Source organism: Corynebacterium belfantii (assembly GCF_041898185.1).
GTDB classification, from domain to species: Bacteria; Actinomycetota; Actinomycetes; order Mycobacteriales; family Mycobacteriaceae; genus Corynebacterium; species Corynebacterium belfantii.
Window position 1 is genome coordinate 2,337,499 of the sequence record NZ_CP157823.1, and the last position, 15,363, is coordinate 2,352,861.

The window sequence follows — 15,363 nt, forward strand, 5'->3', positions numbered from 1 at the left end:
ATATACCAAGGCTACTCCCCCAGTTTTCATCCCCACCGCAAAACCCCACGTAGCCTGCTATTACGCCCTCTGGTTCCATCAGGCTACGTCGAGATCCCTAGTCCCCGATTCGGTCGCGGCCGCGCATGACGATCAGCGGGTCGGGTTCGCCAACGAGTTCGTGGTCTTTGTTGGAGTACTCGAATTTGCTCAGGATGTAGCGCATGGCGTTAATGCGTGCGCGTTTCTTGTCGTTAGAGCGGATGGTGATCCACGGTGCTTCGTCGGTGTCGGTGTAGCGGAATTGTTCTTCTTTCGCGCGGGTGTAGTCGGCCCACCGGTCGAGTGAGGCGAGATCCATTGGCGATAGTTTCCATTGGCGCACGGGGTCGACTTGTCGGATGGCAAACCTGGTGCGTTGCTCTTTCTGTGTGACGGAGAACCAGAATTTGGTCAGTGAGATGCCGGATCCTAGGATCATGTTTTCGAGCATGGGTACTTCGCGGAGGAATTCGGCGTGTTGGGATTCGGTGCAGAATCCCATGACACGTTCCACGCCGGAGCGGTTGTACCAGGAGCGGTCGAAGAATACGATTTCGCCGGCGCATGGGAAGTGCTCGATGTAGCGCTGGAAGTACCACGAGGTGGATTCGCGTGGCGACGGCTTCTCTAGTGCCACAGTGCGGGCACCGCGAGGGTTCAGGTGTTCGTTGAAGCGCTTGATGGTGCCGCCTTTGCCGGCAGCGTCGCGACCTTCAAACAGGATGATGTGTCGCTGACCTGTGTCTTTGGTCCAGTTCTGCCATTTCAATAGCTCGATCTGGAGTGCGCGCTTGGTCTTCTCGTACTCGTCGCGCGTCATCCGCTCTTCGTAGGGATAGCTTTCGCGCCACGTGTCGATGGGTGTTCCATCGGGGGCTAACAGCACTGGGTCATCTTCATCCGAGTCGTCAACGATGTACCCCTCTGTCGCCGCAAGGTCGATGATAGGAAGCTCGTCTTTGTGGTCAGCCATACTCTTACTTTAGTCCTTTTATCTTCCGCGTCACCACAGATTGGCGCGTCACTTTGGGCATTTTTCGTGTTCGCTGCATGCATTTTTGTCGGCGTTCGATAACGCTGTGTGGTGGGAATTCATGCACTTTTTCGAACATATTAGGCATGCTGTGTCGCTTGGTGGGGCTGCATAGCTAGTTATTCGTATGTACACTCTGGGCCGTACACCGCAAGGGGCTAGCGTTCGCCTATAGAAGATGAGCTAATATGCTTGAGTCTTTGTCTAAGTTTTTGACCAACCTTGGCGCAGATTTCTTCCACCTTCGTTCCGGTGAGTGACGACGCCACCGGCTTGATCTGCAGCTAGGTGTTGCGCTCCTGAGTGACACAATGGCTCCCTACTGTTTTTCGGTAGGGAGCCATTCTTTTTAACTTCTAGCTAGAATATCCGCGATTCCGGCATGTCCGGCACTATTCACGTGCAGCGGCATGTTCCCACCACCTGCTGTAAAATCGACGATCCCTGCGAACCATCGCTCGTGGTCGGGCGCACACATGCCGTGGTTTCCTGCATGGACTTTAAGATCCACAAACTCGGTTCCTGTGGCATTAGCTAGGTCGACGTTCATCCACTGTGCGGTGTCTTCCCAGTAGGAAACTGCGGCGAACGGGAGCTTGCGCCACTCAGCAAAGGCTGCGCCGGACGGCAATACGTGGAACAAGCAGGCTCGACCGTTATCTGCGATGGGCAGATAGCCGACGATTTGAATGCGCGCGTTCGGTGCGGCGGAACGAATACGATCGATTTGGGGGCGCATGGCATCCACGTATGCACCACGAATATGGTCTTGGTCCCAACCCTTCAGGTTGTAGGCATCGTTAAAGCCTTGGGTAATCAGCACTCGACGGGTACCGGCGTTGAGGGTCCCGTCGGCAAGCGCTTGTTCTACCTGGTCAAAGAACTTTGGGCCGTTGGCTACCGACGTCGCCCCTGGGCATGAGTAGTCTGCGATCGCGAGGCCGAGGCGCTGCGCGGTTTGGTGCCCGTAGTTGGTAGGGCTTTGGATGCAGTTTTTGCCGGGGATGGACGAGCCATACTGGAATGTGCGCGCAATACGGTTACCGATGTACGCGAACGTGGGGGAATCTGCAGCGATGGAGTCACCAAAATTTACTAGATTGCCTTCTGCAGCCGATGCAGCTGGGACAGACATGATGCTTACTGCAGCAGCAACAGCGGCAAATACGCCAGACAGCTTTTTCATGAGGGAAACTCTATTCGAGGCAAGGTAGAGATTAAAAGAATTGCTGAAGACATAGCAAAGGGCCCAGCCGAAGCCGAGCCCTTGAGCGTTAAGAAATCACAAAATGATTACTTCCACAGACCGATCAGGGTCTTCAGGCCTTTAGCGATATCAATGATACCGTTGTCCTTCAAGAGATCAGAAAAGTCTTTAACGAAGTCAAGAATGAAATAGAGGGGATAGAAGACGAAGTCGGAAGACATATTTTTAGTCCTTTGCTAGTAGTGAACCCAAATTACTTGGAAGGGAAGAGCGTGCTGAGATCAAGCAGCTTCACAAGACCTTTGATTAGGTTGCCCCAGCCTTCCCAGGTGTCGATAAAGTTAGAAATGTGAGTATAGACGGAACCCATCATGTTCTCCTATAAAGAAAGTCTGGTAGTTAACCAGAACCGGTTTTGGAAATTTCACAGACCCCTCCTCACGAGAGGAGATCCTGCGCGCCACTCTAGCACAAACTGAAGAGCTCTCAAACCCTTCTCCTGAGTATTTATTGATCATTCACGCTCGTTAAAGAGCATTCTTGCAATGAAATAACCTCGTCACTTTTACCCCCATCAATTTATCTAATCCCCGCCCCACATCTATTAACTGGCACTATGCAAACCTAATTTTTTACACAAACCCTTCTCCTTCACCCCCCATGTAACGCCTAGACCCCACCTGACGATTCTCGAAAAATTATAAAAGACACACTTAGCACTTTTTCTAAAAGTACCCCATTACGGGGGTGTTGCAACTTTTTCGCTACGCACAGAAAGACCTTTTATATACTCCAACGCTATGCAAAAATAACTGAAAAACACTCGTCTACACGCATCTTACCCATCTACAAAAACATAAAAGGAGTGGCACGCAGTGCGCGCCACTCCTTTATATATAGAGGTATGGGTTGTTTAGAAGCCCATGCCGCCCATCTCGTCAGCACCTGGCATAGCTGCGGGGGCTGCCGGCTCTGGCTTGTCAGCCACAACAGCCTCGGTGGTCAGGAACAAAGCCGCAATGGAAGCAGCATTCTGCAAAGCAGAACGGGTAACCTTCACTGGATCGTTAATACCTGCAGCCATCAGGTCTATGTACTCACCAGTCGCAGCATTGAGCCCCTCGCCTGCAGGCAGGTGGGAAACCTTGTCTGCCACAACGCCAGCCTCAAGGCCTGCGTTGAGAGCGATTTGCTTCAGTGGTGCAGAAAGTGCCTCACGGACGATCTTAACGCCGGTGGCTTCATCGCCAGCCAGGTCAAGGTCGTTAGCTAAAACGTGTGCCGCCTGGAGAAGTGCTACGCCACCGCCGGCAACGATGCCTTCTTCCACAGCAGCCTTTGCGTTACGCACAGCGTCTTCAATGCGGTGCTTGCGCTCGGTCAACTCGACCTCGGTAGCAGCGCCGACCTTGATAACTGCTACGCCGCCAGCCAACTTAGCCAGACGCTCCTGCAGCTTCTCACGGTCATACTCAGAGTCAGAGTTCTCGATCTCGGTGCGGATCTGGTTCACTCGACCGTCGATCTGAGCGGAATCGCCAGCACCCTCAACGATGGTGGTGTCATCCTTGGTCACAACAACCTTGCGTGCGCGACCCAGCAATGGCAGATCAGCAGTCTCAAGGGAGAGGCCAACCTCTTCAGAGATAACCTGACCGCCGGTCAGGATAGCCATATCCTGCAGTTGAGCCTTACGGCGGTCACCGAAACCTGGCGCCTTAACAGCAACAGATTTGAAGGTGCCGCGGATCTTATTCACAACCAAGGTGGACAAAGCCTCGCCCTCAACATCTTCAGCAATGATGAGCAGTGGCTTGCCGGTCTGCATAACCTTCTCCAGCAATGGGAGAAGTTCCTTGATGTTAGAGATCTTGCCGGAAACCAGCAAAATGTATGGGTCTTCCAGAACAGCCTCAAGGCGCTCCATGTCGGTAGCGAAGTAACCGGAGATGTAGCCCTTATCAAAGCGCATACCCTCAGTAACCTCGAGATCCACGCCAAAGGTGTTGGACTCTTCAACCGTGATTACGGATTCCTTGTTCAGCTTGCCTCCACCAACTGCGTACATCGCCTTAGCGATCTGCTCACCGATAGCTGGATCGGCAGCAGAGATACCAGCGGTAGCAGCGATCTGCTCCTCAGTCTCAACTTCCTTAGCGGAAGACAACAGAGCCTCGGTGACCTTAGCTGTAGCCAACTCAATGCCGCGCTTAATACCCATTGGGTTAGAACCAGCAGCAACGTTGCGCAGACCCTCGCGAACAAGTGCCTGAGCCAAAACGGTTGCAGTGGTGGTGCCGTCGCCAGCTACGTCGTCAGTCTTCTTAGCGACTTCCTTAACCAGCTCAGCGCCGATCTTCTCATACGGATCCTCGAGCTCAATCTCGCGAGCAATCGAGACACCATCGTTAGTAATGGTGGGAGCGCCCCAGCTCTTCTCCAAAACAACGTTACGCCCCTTAGGGCCCAACGTTACCTTTACAGCATCTGCCAGAGTGTTCAAACCCTTTTCAAGACCACGACGCGCTTCCTCGTCAAAGGCAATCATCTTTGCCATGAAACTTTGTGCTCCTTATATATAGAGGCGTAAAACTCTTGAGAACTTTCGCAGGACGACACTCACGCCTTAAACAACCCAGCAGGCGCCCGCGACGGCACGGTGGCGAGTGTAAACCAACCTCACCCGCTGATCTGTCTCTCATATGTTCATTTGTTTAGCACTCGGTTAGATTGAGTGCTAAGTCCGTTTTAGCAGTCTACGGGTACGAGTGCAAGATTTATCGCTGTCAGCGTAAGACATATATACAAGGAATAGAAAAACTTGCGTAGCAGAATTTTGTACAGCGGGCGCATATTTATAAAAAAGTATCTAAGTTCATAATTTTTCTGTTATATAAAGGCTTGGATATTGATGCAACTATAAATTGGTGCTTTTGTTTTCAAACAGGAATAGCGAGCGTGTCAAGTGGTTTGTGTGTAGGGTCGGATTATAGGTACTTATCAAAGCGGCGGGAAAGACCACGACCATTTGGTTAATGGAGGGTGTCAGGTGTTTTGTGTGTGAGGCTCTGATCCAGAAGGAGTTTCACTGATAATGACTACCGTGTCACCGAGGAAAGGTCATGACCCGAACAGGGTCAACGAGATCAGCGCTAAGCTGATGGAAAATCCGGAAATCGCCGAACTGATCGGCGAGTTGTCGACTTCCACCGATGATGCCAGCGACCTGGTCAAAGGTCTTTTGCAGGCATCGATCAACGCTGGTCTGCAGGCTGAAATGGACGCGCATCTAGGATACGCGCACTCTGATCGTACGGCGAAAGCCCAGCTGGGCACCCCGGATGGTGGCAATCACCGCAACGGGTCGTACACCAAAACCGTCAACTCTGGTTACGGCACCTTTGATGTGACTATGCCCCGGGATCGAGCTGGCACGTTTACGCCGCGGATGCTGCCTAAAGGCACCCGCCGTCTGACGGAGCTTGATGACATGATCATCTCCCTGTACGCCGGTGGGATGACCGTGCGCGATATTTGCCACCACCTCGCCACCACCCTCGGGGTGGATATGAGCCCAGATACGATCAGCACCATTACCGACGCGGTGTTAGAAGAGGTCATGATCTGGCAAAACCGCCAGCTCGACGAGTTCTACCCAGTGATCTTCCTCGACGCGCTGCGAGTGAAGATCCGCGATGGCCACCGCGTGGTCAACAAGTCTTGCTACATGGCGGTAGGCGTCGACATGGACGGCATCAAGCACATCCTGGGATTGTGGATCGCAGACAATGAAGGCGCCAGTTTTTGGGCATCCGTGTGCGCTGACCTTGCCAACCGTGGGGTCCAAGACGTGTTCATCGTCTGCTGCGACGGGCTCAAAGGCCTGCCGGAAGCCGTGGAGGCAACCTGGCCGAATTCCATGGTGCAGACCTGTATCGTGCACCTGATCCGGGCGGCCAACAGGTGGGTGTCCTACCAAGACCGCAAACCCGTATCAAGTGCGCTACGGGAGGTCTACACCGCACCGACCGAGGACACCGCCCGCGCCGCCCTGGACGCATTCGAGGCCAGTGAACTGGGCCGTAAATACCCGCAATCGGTCAAAGTCTGGCGCGACGCCTGGGACCGGTTTGTGCCATTTTTGCAGTTCCCGCCTGCGGCACGGCGGGTACTCTACACCACGAATTCGATCGAATCGCTCAATGCTCAACTGCGTAAAGCTACTCGTAACTGGGGGCAATTCCCGAACGATACCGCGGCGCTGAAAACGCTGTGGCTGATGATCTGCAACATCGAGGACAAGCGCGCTGCCCAGCGAGCGAAGAAAGCGAAGCGCGCCATCGAATGCAACGGCTATATTGAAGGAGCGAAAGCCACCGGGTGGAAACAAGCCATCAACCAACTAGCCGTGGCTTACCCCGACCGATTCGCGGACTACTTGTAAACCAAGCCCCCCGCACACAAACAATCGGACACTCTCTGCGATTTCCGCAGATCAGACTATACAAATCGGGCTTGAATAAGGATTTAGTCCTTATTCGCGCCCGTTTCTCGTTCAATCCGCCGGAACGGCGCTTCAGTGTGGTAGCTAGATGCTGGTTAGCCTTTGCCGGTGACACCAAACAGACCACGATGTCCAGTATGTACTGGGCAAATGAAGAAAAACGGCACCACCACAAAAGGAACGACCAGATGGCGGTGCAAGAACCCTGACTGTGGATCTTCCACCACCTACCGTCGGCCTGATCTGACTAAAACCCGCGACTTCAAAGCGTTTCACCGATACGTGACCTCCACGAGATCACTAACCGAGATCGCCTGCGATGCCGGAGTCAGCAGATGGACCCTCGACCGCCGATTCGAACCGTTCTGGCTCATCGATGTTCCCAACACCCCAGACCCCAACAGGGTCTACGACCAGATCTTCATCGACGGCACCTACACCGACGCCGGCTGCCTGCTCGTAGCAGCAAGCCACAACCACGTCATCACATGGCACTGGGCCAAAACTGAATCAACCCACGCTTACACACAACTGCTGCGCGGTATCGCCCAACCGTTATGCGTCGTCCTCGACGGCGGACAAGGCGCACTTACTGCGGATTAAAACCTGCTGGCCCACGACCATGATCCAGCGCTGCCTCGTCCACGCCCAACGCGTCATCCGTCGCTACACCACATCACGACCACGCACCGACGCCGGCAAAGCGATCTATACCCTAGCGCTGAAACTGACCAAGATCACCACCTTGGACCAGGCACGCCAGTGGACCATCAGACTGCACGAGTTCGGGGTGGTCTACAAGGACTTCCTGAACGAGAAAACACCCGTACCCAAAAAGCGCCGCACCCCCAGCCACCAATGGGAATTCACACATATCCGGGTCCGAAAGGCATACAACTCGCTTTTGCACTTATCGCGCAACAACTGGCTGTTTGCCTATCTCCAACCCCCGCCAGAAGCACTCGAACCGGCCCGGTGGGCAGCAACCACAAACAGCCTAGAAGGCGGCATCAACGCACAACTCAAACGCATCGCCGATGCGCATCGCGGCAGATCCGGGCAACGACAACGCAAGATGCTCGAGTGGTACCTGCACTCGAAAACGCAGCTGCCTGACGACCCACTCGAGATCGCCAGGCAGTGCAATTACGGACAAGATCAACTCGGAAAAGTTCCCGATCTCGTCCCAGAAGACCACAACACAGCCGACCAAGAAACAGGACGACCAGCCTTCTACGACAACGCTATCCCAACCGAATACCAACACAACATAGGAATCCGCAAAGGCCCCATGCAATAAAGAAATGTCCGCCCGGCGACACGCCGAGCGGACACACTTTTGGGGATGCGGACGTTTTGTTAGACACTTTCAACCTCACGCTACCGCAGCCATGCGATAACGCGCGATACTCATACCATTGAGACTAACTTTAATGCGATGATTGTTATAAAACTCGATATAAGCAGCAATGGCATCGTCAAGCTCTTGGATTGTCTGCCACCTCTTGCCGTAATACATCTCATTTTTCATCCGCCCGAAAAACCCCTCGCATGCCGCATTGTCAGGACTACACCCCTTTTTCGACATCGAACGAACGATGCCATATTTCGCAGTCAGACTATGCCAACTCCGACCACGGTAATGCACACCACGATCTGAATGAATCACTAATGAACCATCCGGTGGAAGACCCTCAGCATCAATAGCGGCCTGCAGCGTAGATTCTGCTAACTCCATAGTGGGATTCACACTCGTCTTAGCAGCAACGACTTTGCCATCGAAACAATCAATAATCACAGACAAATACACCCGCCCCTCATTCGCAGCGAAAACACTAATATCAGTCAGCCACAACGTATTCGCAGCAGTGGCATGAAAACAACGGTTGACCAGGTTCGGCGGAGCCGGAGAAATTTCTCCTTGATAACTGGAATATTTCACCTTCCGCTTCGGAAACCGCACCGTAATTGCTTCTTCGCGCATGAGCCTGCGAACTACTTTTTCACTGATAGTTATGCCTAAATGTCGTAATTGCCACCAGATACGGCGATAACCATAGGTATTATGTGAATCAGAACTGATGCGGTGCACCATGCTGCGAATAGCTGCGTGCTTATCAGGCATGCGTCGTTTTTTCAGGTGGTAATAGAAACTGGATGCAGCAAGACCACTAGCAGCGAGCAGCATTGCTAATGGAAACGTGCTACGCAAAGCGTCAACCACGTCGGTTTTGTGCTTATTACTCAGCTGACCGGGGATGACGCTTACGTCTTTTTTTATAATTTCCAGCTCCTTTTCCAACACGGCTTTTTCTACCAGCAGCGTGGCCATCTGCTGTTTTAACTGTGTTGGATTATCCGGCAATGATTTTTCTAGTGCTGCTTTAGTAGGGATGCGGCCATGGCCTGCGCGTTCTTTTTTCGACATCAAGCCCCATTGTCCTTCCTCACGGTAGCGTTGCGCCCAAGCATAGACGCTGGCGTGAGTGTGCAGGCAGCATTCCTGGGCAATATCAGCTGGTCGCCAACCATTGTGGAAAAGTTCTACTGCGCGAAGTTTGACTTCGTATGGGTAGTGGGTCAGGGTTTTGGCTTGTTTACGTGGTTGTGGTGGGGTTTTGGGCTCGCGTAGCCATTTATACAGGGTCCATCTGCCTGGGTAGCCGAGTTCGCGGACTGTTTTAGTCACTGATTGTGTGCGTTTGTAGACCCGCAGTGCTGTGCGCTTCTGCGTGTTGGTGTAGGAACGGTTCATAATGGAATCCTCCAAGATTCCGTCCGCATCCCCTTTTGACCCTTAAGCCAAAATCGTTTAACGGGAAAACGAGAAAAGCTCCCCATTCCAATGGAGTGGGGAGCTTACGTTGTTCTATTTAGAGCGGGAGTATATCCTCCGGTTTTATACCACCACCGAGAAGGTTCTCTAAGAAATTGAAGAACGAGGCGAAGAGGTTATCAACGCCGTACAGGAGGTCTAAACCGAGGCTTGACAAAGAAGACACAGTTGCACCTTTCTTTTTTTGGGGATGTGTTCAAACCGGATTGTTTGAATTTATTTCAGTATAGGCATGGCTCGGGGATCGTGTCAAACTATCGACGTACCTTACTGATTATGAGCGCGAAGGGTCAGTGGTGCCTCAGACATTATGAACGTATATGTCTGTCTGGTGCCTCATATTCTTTGACCGTGAAGATATGTTCAGAGGGTGTCAGGTGTTTTGTGTGTGAGGCTCTGATCCAGAAGGAGTTTCACTGATAATGACTACCGTGTCACCGAGGAAAGGTCATGACCCGAACAGGGTCAACGAGATCAGCGCTAAGCTGATGGAAAATCCGGAAATCGCCGAACTGATCGGCGAGTTGTCGACTTCCACCGATGATGCCAGCGACCTGGTCAAAGGTCTTTTGCAGGCATCGATCAACGCTGGTCTGCAGGCTGAAATGGACGCGCATCTAGGATACGCGCACTCTGATCGTACGGCGAAAGCCCAGCTGGGCACCCCGGATGGTGGCAATCACCGCAACGGGTCGTACACCAAAACCGTCAACTCTGGTTACGGCACCTTTGATGTGACTATGCCCCGGGATCGAGCTGGCACGTTTACGCCGCGGATGCTGCCTAAAGGCACCCGCCGTCTGACGGAGCTTGATGACATGATCATCTCCCTGTACGCCGGTGGGATGACCGTGCGCGATATTTGCCACCACCTCGCCACCACCCTCGGGGTGGATATGAGCCCAGATACGATCAGCACCATTACCGACGCGGTGTTAGAAGAGGTCATGATCTGGCAAAACCGCCAGCTCGACGAGTTCTACCCAGTGATCTTCCTCGACGCGCTGCGAGTGAAGATCCGCGATGGCCACCGCGTGGTCAACAAGTCTTGCTACATGGCGGTAGGCGTCGACATGGACGGCATCAAGCACATCCTGGGATTGTGGATCGCAGACAATGAAGGCGCCAGTTTTTGGGCATCCGTGTGCGCTGACCTTGCCAACCGTGGGGTCCAAGACGTGTTCATCGTCTGCTGCGACGGGCTCAAAGGCCTGCCGGAAGCCGTGGAGGCAACCTGGCCGAATTCCATGGTGCAGACCTGTATCGTGCACCTGATCCGGGCGGCCAACAGGTGGGTGTCCTACCAAGACCGCAAACCCGTATCAAGTGCGCTACGGGAGGTCTACACCGCACCGACCGAGGACACCGCCCGCGCCGCCCTGGACGCATTCGAGGCCAGTGAACTGGGCCGTAAATACCCGCAATCGGTCAAAGTCTGGCGCGACGCCTGGGACCGGTTTGTGCCATTTTTGCAGTTCCCGCCTGCGGCACGGCGGGTACTCTACACCACGAATTCGATCGAATCGCTCAATGCTCAACTGCGTAAAGCTACTCGTAACTGGGGGCAATTCCCGAACGATACCGCGGCGCTGAAAACGCTGTGGCTGATGATCTGCAACATCGAGGACAAGCGCGCTGCCCAGCGAGCGAAGAAAGCGAAGCGCGCCATCGAATGCAACGGCTATATTGAAGGAGCGAAAGCCACCGGGTGGAAACAAGCCATCAACCAACTAGCCGTGGCTTACCCCGACCGATTCGCGGACTACTTGTAAACCAAGCCCCCCGCACACAAACAATCGGACACTCGGGGATGCGGACGTTTTGTTAGACACTTTCAACCTCACGCTACCGCAGCCATGCGATAACGCGCGATACTCATACCATTGAGACTAACTTTAATGCGATGATTGTTATAAAACTCGATATAAGCAGCAATGGCATCGTCAAGCTCTTGGATTGTCTGCCACCTCTTGCCGTAATACATCTCATTTTTCATCCGCCCGAAAAACCCCTCGCATGCCGCATTGTCAGGACTACACCCCTTTTTCGACATCGAACGAACGATGCCATATTTCGCAGTCAGACTATGCCAACTCCGACCACGGTAATGCACACCACGATCTGAATGAATCACTAATGAACCATCCGGTGGAAGACCCTCAGCATCAATAGCGGCCTGCAGCGTAGATTCTGCTAACTCCATAGTGGGATTCACACTCGTCTTAGCAGCAACGACTTTGCCATCGAAACAATCAATAATCACAGACAAATACACCCGCCCCTCATTCGCAGCGAAAACACTAATATCAGTCAGCCACAACGTATTCGCAGCAGTGGCATGAAAACAACGGTTGACCAGGTTCGGCGGAGCCGGAGAAATTTCTCCTTGATAACTGGAATATTTCACCTTCCGCTTCGGAAACCGCACCGTAATTGCTTCTTCGCGCATGAGCCTGCGAACTACTTTTTCACTGATAGTTATGCCTAAATGTCGTAATTGCCACCAGATACGGCGATAACCATAGGTATTATGTGAATCAGAACTGATGCGGTGCACCATGCTGCGAATAGCTGCGTGCTTATCAGGCATGCGTCGTTTTTTCAGGTGGTAATAGAAACTGGATGCAGCAAGACCACTAGCAGCGAGCAGCATTGCTAATGGAAACGTGCTACGCAAAGCGTCAACCACGTCGGTTTTGTGCTTATTACTCAGCTGACCGGGGATGACGCTTACGTCTTTTTTTATAATTTCCAGCTCCTTTTCCAACACGGCTTTTTCTACCAGCAGCGTGGCCATCTGCTGTTTTAACTGTGTTGGATTATCCGGCAATGATTTTTCTAGTGCTGCTTTAGTAGGGATGCGGCCATGGCCTGCGCGTTCTTTTTTCGACATCAAGCCCCATTGTCCTTCCTCACGGTAGCGTTGCGCCCAAGCATAGACGCTGGCGTGAGTGTGCAGGCAGCATTCCTGGGCAATATCAGCTGGTCGCCAACCATTGTGGAAAAGTTCTACTGCGCGAAGTTTGACTTCGTATGGGTAGTGGGTCAGGGTTTTGGCTTGTTTACGTGGTTGTGGTGGGGTTTTGGGCTCGCGTAGCCATTTATACAGGGTCCATCTGCCTGGGTAGCCGAGTTCGCGGACTGTTTTAGTCACTGATTGTGTGCGTTTGTAGACCCGCAGTGCTGTGCGCTTCTGCGTGTTGGTGTAGGAACGGTTCATAATGGAATCCTCCAAGATTCCGTCCGCATCCCCTTTTGACCCTTAAGCCAAAATCGTTTAACGGGAAAACGAGAAAAGCTCCCCATTCCAATGGAGTGGGGAGCTTACGTTGTTCTATTTAGAGCGGGAGTATATCCTCCGGTTTTATACCACCACCGAGAAGGTTCTCTAAGAAATTGAAGAACGAGTCGAAGAGGTTATCAACGACGTGCAGGAGGTCTAAACCGAGGCTTGACAAAGAAGACACAGTTGCACCTTTCTTTTTTTGGGGATGTGTTCAAACCGGATTGTTTGAATTTATTTCAGTATAGGCATGGCTCGGGGATCGTGTCAAACTATTTCTTACCCTAGATTAAATTTATATCGACTACCCGTCCATGGGTGCTGATCCTCTCGGAAGGGGCAAGGAATGGGTGCGGGGGGTATGGCGGCTGTTTACCCCCGTAGGGGTCTTGAACGATGCTGCCGCAGCTGTCAATGCCGCAACCCCAGCAGAAGCTGAGGCGCTCATCAAAGAGCTTGACAAGATCGACCCCTAGGGCTTCTTGCCCCAAGAGTCCGAAGATCTCAAAAAAGCCGTTGAGGCCAAAAAATACGAAATCGTCAAGGCTAAAGCCGAAAAGCTGCTCCAAGAAAAAGCAGACCAAGACAAAAGATCAAGAAACACGCGTTAATGCCGCCGAAGCCGCATACCAAAAAGAGTACGACAAGCTAGCAGAGCAAGCTAAGCACGAAACCGAAGAAGAAGCAGAAGACAAAGCACGCCTCGAACGCGAAGAAGCCCAGCGCCAAGCCGAACTGGAAAAGCTGAACACGCCAGCGCCACAGCCACAGCCTGAGCCAACACCAGCTCCAGCACCACAGGCTCAATCACCAGTCGTGCCACAAGAAAGGGGCTCCTCCGTCGGCGACTTCATCGCAGGTATCTTGGCCATCGTCGCAGGTGCGCTCACTCCCATGAGCATCGGCACCACCGCCAACACCTTCCTCAAAAACAACGGACTGCCGCACTTCTAATTCCCCGCACCGGCCAAGCAGCGTAGTTTGGCCGACCCCGCTGGTGAACGTCGATAAGCAAAACTTCACAGCACCCAACAATTACAACACTGAAGTCGCAACGTATGCTGGAGAGCATGACAAAAACAGCTATCCAGACCGTCCGACCACTCGTAGAAAAACAACGCGAGCGCATCTTCAAAGACCTCAGCGAAATTACCTCCTACAACTCAGTGCACTCCACCCCAGAATGCGCCGAAGACCACGCCGCAGCCTGCGCCTGGATCGTCAACGCACTGAAAGAAGCCGACCTCAACGTCACCGAATACCCCTATGACGGCGGCGCAACCACAGTCATCGGTACCAAAGAACCAGAAGACGGCGCACCCACCGTCCTCCTCTACTGCCACTACGACGTAGTCCCCGCCGGCGACCCAGCCGCCTGGGAAAGCGACCCCTTCACCCTCACCGAGCGCAACGGACGCTGGTACGCCCGCGGCGCAGCCGACTGCAAAGGTAACATCGCCATGCACCTCGCCGCACTCCGCGCAGTCAAAGAAGCCGGCGGCACCAAACTCGGCATCAAATTCCTCGTCGAAGGATCCGAAGAACAAGGCGGCGCAGAACTCTCCGACCTCATCAAAAAGCACCCAGAACTCTTCGACACCGACGTCATCCTCATCGCCGACTCCGGCAACCAAGCCGTCGGCATCCCCACAATGACCACCACCCTCCGCGGCGGCGCACGCGTCACCGTCACCCTCCGCACCCTCGAATCCGGCGTACACTCCGGCGCATTCGGCGGCGCAGCACCAGACGCAACCGCAGCACTCATCCGACTCCTCGACACCCTCAAAGACGAACACGGCCGCACCACCATCGACGGCGTCGACTGCACTGCCCACTGGGAAGGCGGCACCTACGACCGCGAAGCCTTCAAAAAAGACGCAACCATGCTTGAAGGCACCACCATCATGGGCACCGAAAACGACAACCCAGCCGACATGGTCTGGGCTCGCCCAGCAATCTCCATCATCGGCTTCACCTCCACCCCAGTCGACCACGCCATTAACGCCGTCCCACCAGTAGCATCTGCATGCCTCAACCTGCGTATTCCACCAAAAATGGACGCCAACGAAGTAGCAAATGCACTCGTCGAACACCTCAAAAACCACGTCCCATGGGGCGCACACATCGACGTCACCTACGACGACGCCAACCAACCCTTCTCCGCCAAACTCGATGGCCCCGCCATGCAACTATTCAACAGCTGCCTCGCCGGCGCATACGGCCAAGACGACACCGTCAAAATCGGCTCCGGCGGATCCATCCCACTGTGCTCCGAACTCCTCGAAGTAGTCCCACGCGCAGAACTCGCTCTCTTCGGCGTAGAAGACCCACAAGCCACCATCCACTCTCCCAACGAATCCGTTGACCCCAACGAAATCCGCGACATCGCCGTCGCAGAAGCAGCCTTCCTGCTCAGCTACGGCAAGTAGCGCGCGGGGCTTGGTGCCTGGTGGCCTAGCGTAAGCACAGTTTGTAC

12 protein-coding genes and 1 pseudogene are annotated in these 15,363 nt (G+C 53.6%); 6 read left to right on the forward strand and 7 right to left on the reverse strand.

The genetic code is table 11. The features are described 5' to 3' along the window. Positions 1 to 97: 97 nt before the first annotated feature. The 4 genes from ppk2 to groL form a co-directional block, all read right to left on the reverse strand. Positions 98 to 994: a polyphosphate kinase 2 gene (gene ppk2, locus ABMV07_RS11665; protein WP_088267740.1), complete on the reverse strand. Its 897-nt coding sequence runs from the start codon at positions 992 to 994 to the stop codon at positions 98 to 100. Positions 995 to 1,403: 409 nt separating this feature from the next. Beyond that, complete coding sequence (locus ABMV07_RS11670; protein ID WP_374064621.1) at positions 1,404 to 2,240, reverse strand: SGNH/GDSL hydrolase family protein; 837 nt, start codon at positions 2,238 to 2,240, stop codon at positions 1,404 to 1,406. Between the two features lie 107 nt (positions 2,241 to 2,347). After that, positions 2,348 to 2,482: a hypothetical protein gene (locus ABMV07_RS11675; RefSeq protein ID WP_268828342.1), complete on the reverse strand. Its 135-nt coding sequence runs from the start codon at positions 2,480 to 2,482 to the stop codon at positions 2,348 to 2,350. A 692-nt stretch (positions 2,483 to 3,174) separates the two neighbouring features. Continuing rightward, entirely contained in the window at positions 3,175 to 4,818 is a 1,644-nt protein-coding gene (gene groL, locus ABMV07_RS11680) for a chaperonin GroEL (RefSeq protein ID WP_196977663.1), read from the reverse strand. 537 nt (positions 4,819 to 5,355) lie between these two features. On the opposite strand from groL, the gene ABMV07_RS11685 reads away from it, so the two are divergent. Both ABMV07_RS11685 and ABMV07_RS11690 read left to right on the forward strand, forming a co-directional pair. Then, the gene (locus ABMV07_RS11685; RefSeq protein ID WP_374064592.1) at positions 5,356 to 6,705 is read left to right on the forward strand and encodes an IS256-like element IS1132 family transposase; all 1,350 of its coding nucleotides are present in this window, start codon (positions 5,356 to 5,358) and stop codon (positions 6,703 to 6,705) included. 168 nt (positions 6,706 to 6,873) lie between these two features. Then, positions 6,874 to 8,065: pseudogene (locus ABMV07_RS11690) on the forward strand (IS1249 family transposase). Between the two features lie 75 nt (positions 8,066 to 8,140). On the opposite strand, the gene ABMV07_RS11695 reads toward ABMV07_RS11690, so the two are convergent. Together ABMV07_RS11695 and ABMV07_RS11700 are read right to left on the reverse strand one after the other, a co-directional pair. Beyond that, entirely contained in the window at positions 8,141 to 9,520 is a 1,380-nt protein-coding gene (locus ABMV07_RS11695) for an IS3 family transposase (RefSeq protein WP_010934530.1), read from the reverse strand. A 118-nt stretch (positions 9,521 to 9,638) separates the two neighbouring features. Next, positions 9,639 to 9,767, reverse strand: a complete 129-nt coding sequence (locus ABMV07_RS11700) for a hypothetical protein (RefSeq protein WP_268831107.1) — start codon at positions 9,765 to 9,767, stop codon at positions 9,639 to 9,641. 256 nt (positions 9,768 to 10,023) lie between these two features. On the opposite strand from ABMV07_RS11700, the gene ABMV07_RS11705 reads away from it, so the two are divergent. Then, a complete protein-coding gene (locus ABMV07_RS11705) occupies positions 10,024 to 11,373 on the forward strand; it encodes an IS256-like element IS1132 family transposase (protein ID WP_374064592.1) in 1,350 nt (449 codons plus the stop codon). Between the two features lie 68 nt (positions 11,374 to 11,441). Here ABMV07_RS11705 and ABMV07_RS11710 read toward each other — a convergent pair whose 3' ends face one another. After that, positions 11,442 to 12,821 (reverse strand): IS3 family transposase, encoded by a 1,380-nt coding sequence (locus ABMV07_RS11710; protein ID WP_010934530.1) that lies wholly within the window; start codon positions 12,819 to 12,821, stop codon positions 11,442 to 11,444. A 377-nt stretch (positions 12,822 to 13,198) separates the two neighbouring features. On the opposite strand from ABMV07_RS11710, the gene ABMV07_RS11715 reads away from it, so the two are divergent. From ABMV07_RS11715 to ABMV07_RS11725, 3 genes are all read left to right on the forward strand, one after another. Continuing rightward, positions 13,199 to 13,360, forward strand: a complete 162-nt coding sequence (locus tag ABMV07_RS11715) for a hypothetical protein (protein WP_374064622.1) — start codon at positions 13,199 to 13,201, stop codon at positions 13,358 to 13,360. A 40-nt stretch (positions 13,361 to 13,400) separates the two neighbouring features. Beyond that, positions 13,401 to 13,838 (forward strand): hypothetical protein, encoded by a 438-nt coding sequence (locus ABMV07_RS11720; RefSeq protein WP_374064623.1) that lies wholly within the window; start codon positions 13,401 to 13,403, stop codon positions 13,836 to 13,838. A 104-nt stretch (positions 13,839 to 13,942) separates the two neighbouring features. Next, positions 13,943 to 15,316, forward strand: coding sequence for a dipeptidase (locus ABMV07_RS11725; protein WP_374064624.1), 1,374 nt, complete (start codon positions 13,943 to 13,945; stop codon positions 15,314 to 15,316). Positions 15,317 to 15,363: the final 47 nt, after the last annotated feature.

Bases quoted from the DNA above. Each gene is read 5' to 3' on its own strand.
- ABMV07_RS11670 (WP_374064621.1), bottom strand. From the start codon at position 2,240: ATGAAAAAGCTGTCTGGCGTATTTGCCGCTGTTGCTGCTGCAGTAAGC.
- ABMV07_RS11675 (WP_268828342.1), bottom strand. From the start codon at position 2,482: ATGTCTTCCGACTTCGTCTTCTATCCCCTCTATTTCATTCTTGACTTC.
- ABMV07_RS11710 (WP_010934530.1), bottom strand. From the start codon at position 12,821: ATGAACCGTTCCTACACCAACACGCAGAAGCGCACAGCACTGCGGGTC.
- ppk2 (WP_088267740.1), bottom strand. From the start codon at position 994: ATGGCTGACCACAAAGACGAGCTTCCTATCATCGACCTTGCGGCGACA.
- groL (WP_196977663.1), bottom strand. From the start codon at position 4,818: ATGGCAAAGATGATTGCCTTTGACGAGGAAGCGCGTCGTGGTCTTGAA.
- ABMV07_RS11705 (WP_374064592.1), top strand. From the start codon at position 10,024: ATGACTACCGTGTCACCGAGGAAAGGTCATGACCCGAACAGGGTCAAC.
- ABMV07_RS11715 (WP_374064622.1), top strand. From the start codon at position 13,199: ATGGGTGCTGATCCTCTCGGAAGGGGCAAGGAATGGGTGCGGGGGGTA.
- ABMV07_RS11695 (WP_010934530.1), bottom strand. From the start codon at position 9,520: ATGAACCGTTCCTACACCAACACGCAGAAGCGCACAGCACTGCGGGTC.
- ABMV07_RS11685 (WP_374064592.1), top strand. From the start codon at position 5,356: ATGACTACCGTGTCACCGAGGAAAGGTCATGACCCGAACAGGGTCAAC.
- ABMV07_RS11725 (WP_374064624.1), top strand. From the start codon at position 13,943: ATGCTGGAGAGCATGACAAAAACAGCTATCCAGACCGTCCGACCACTC.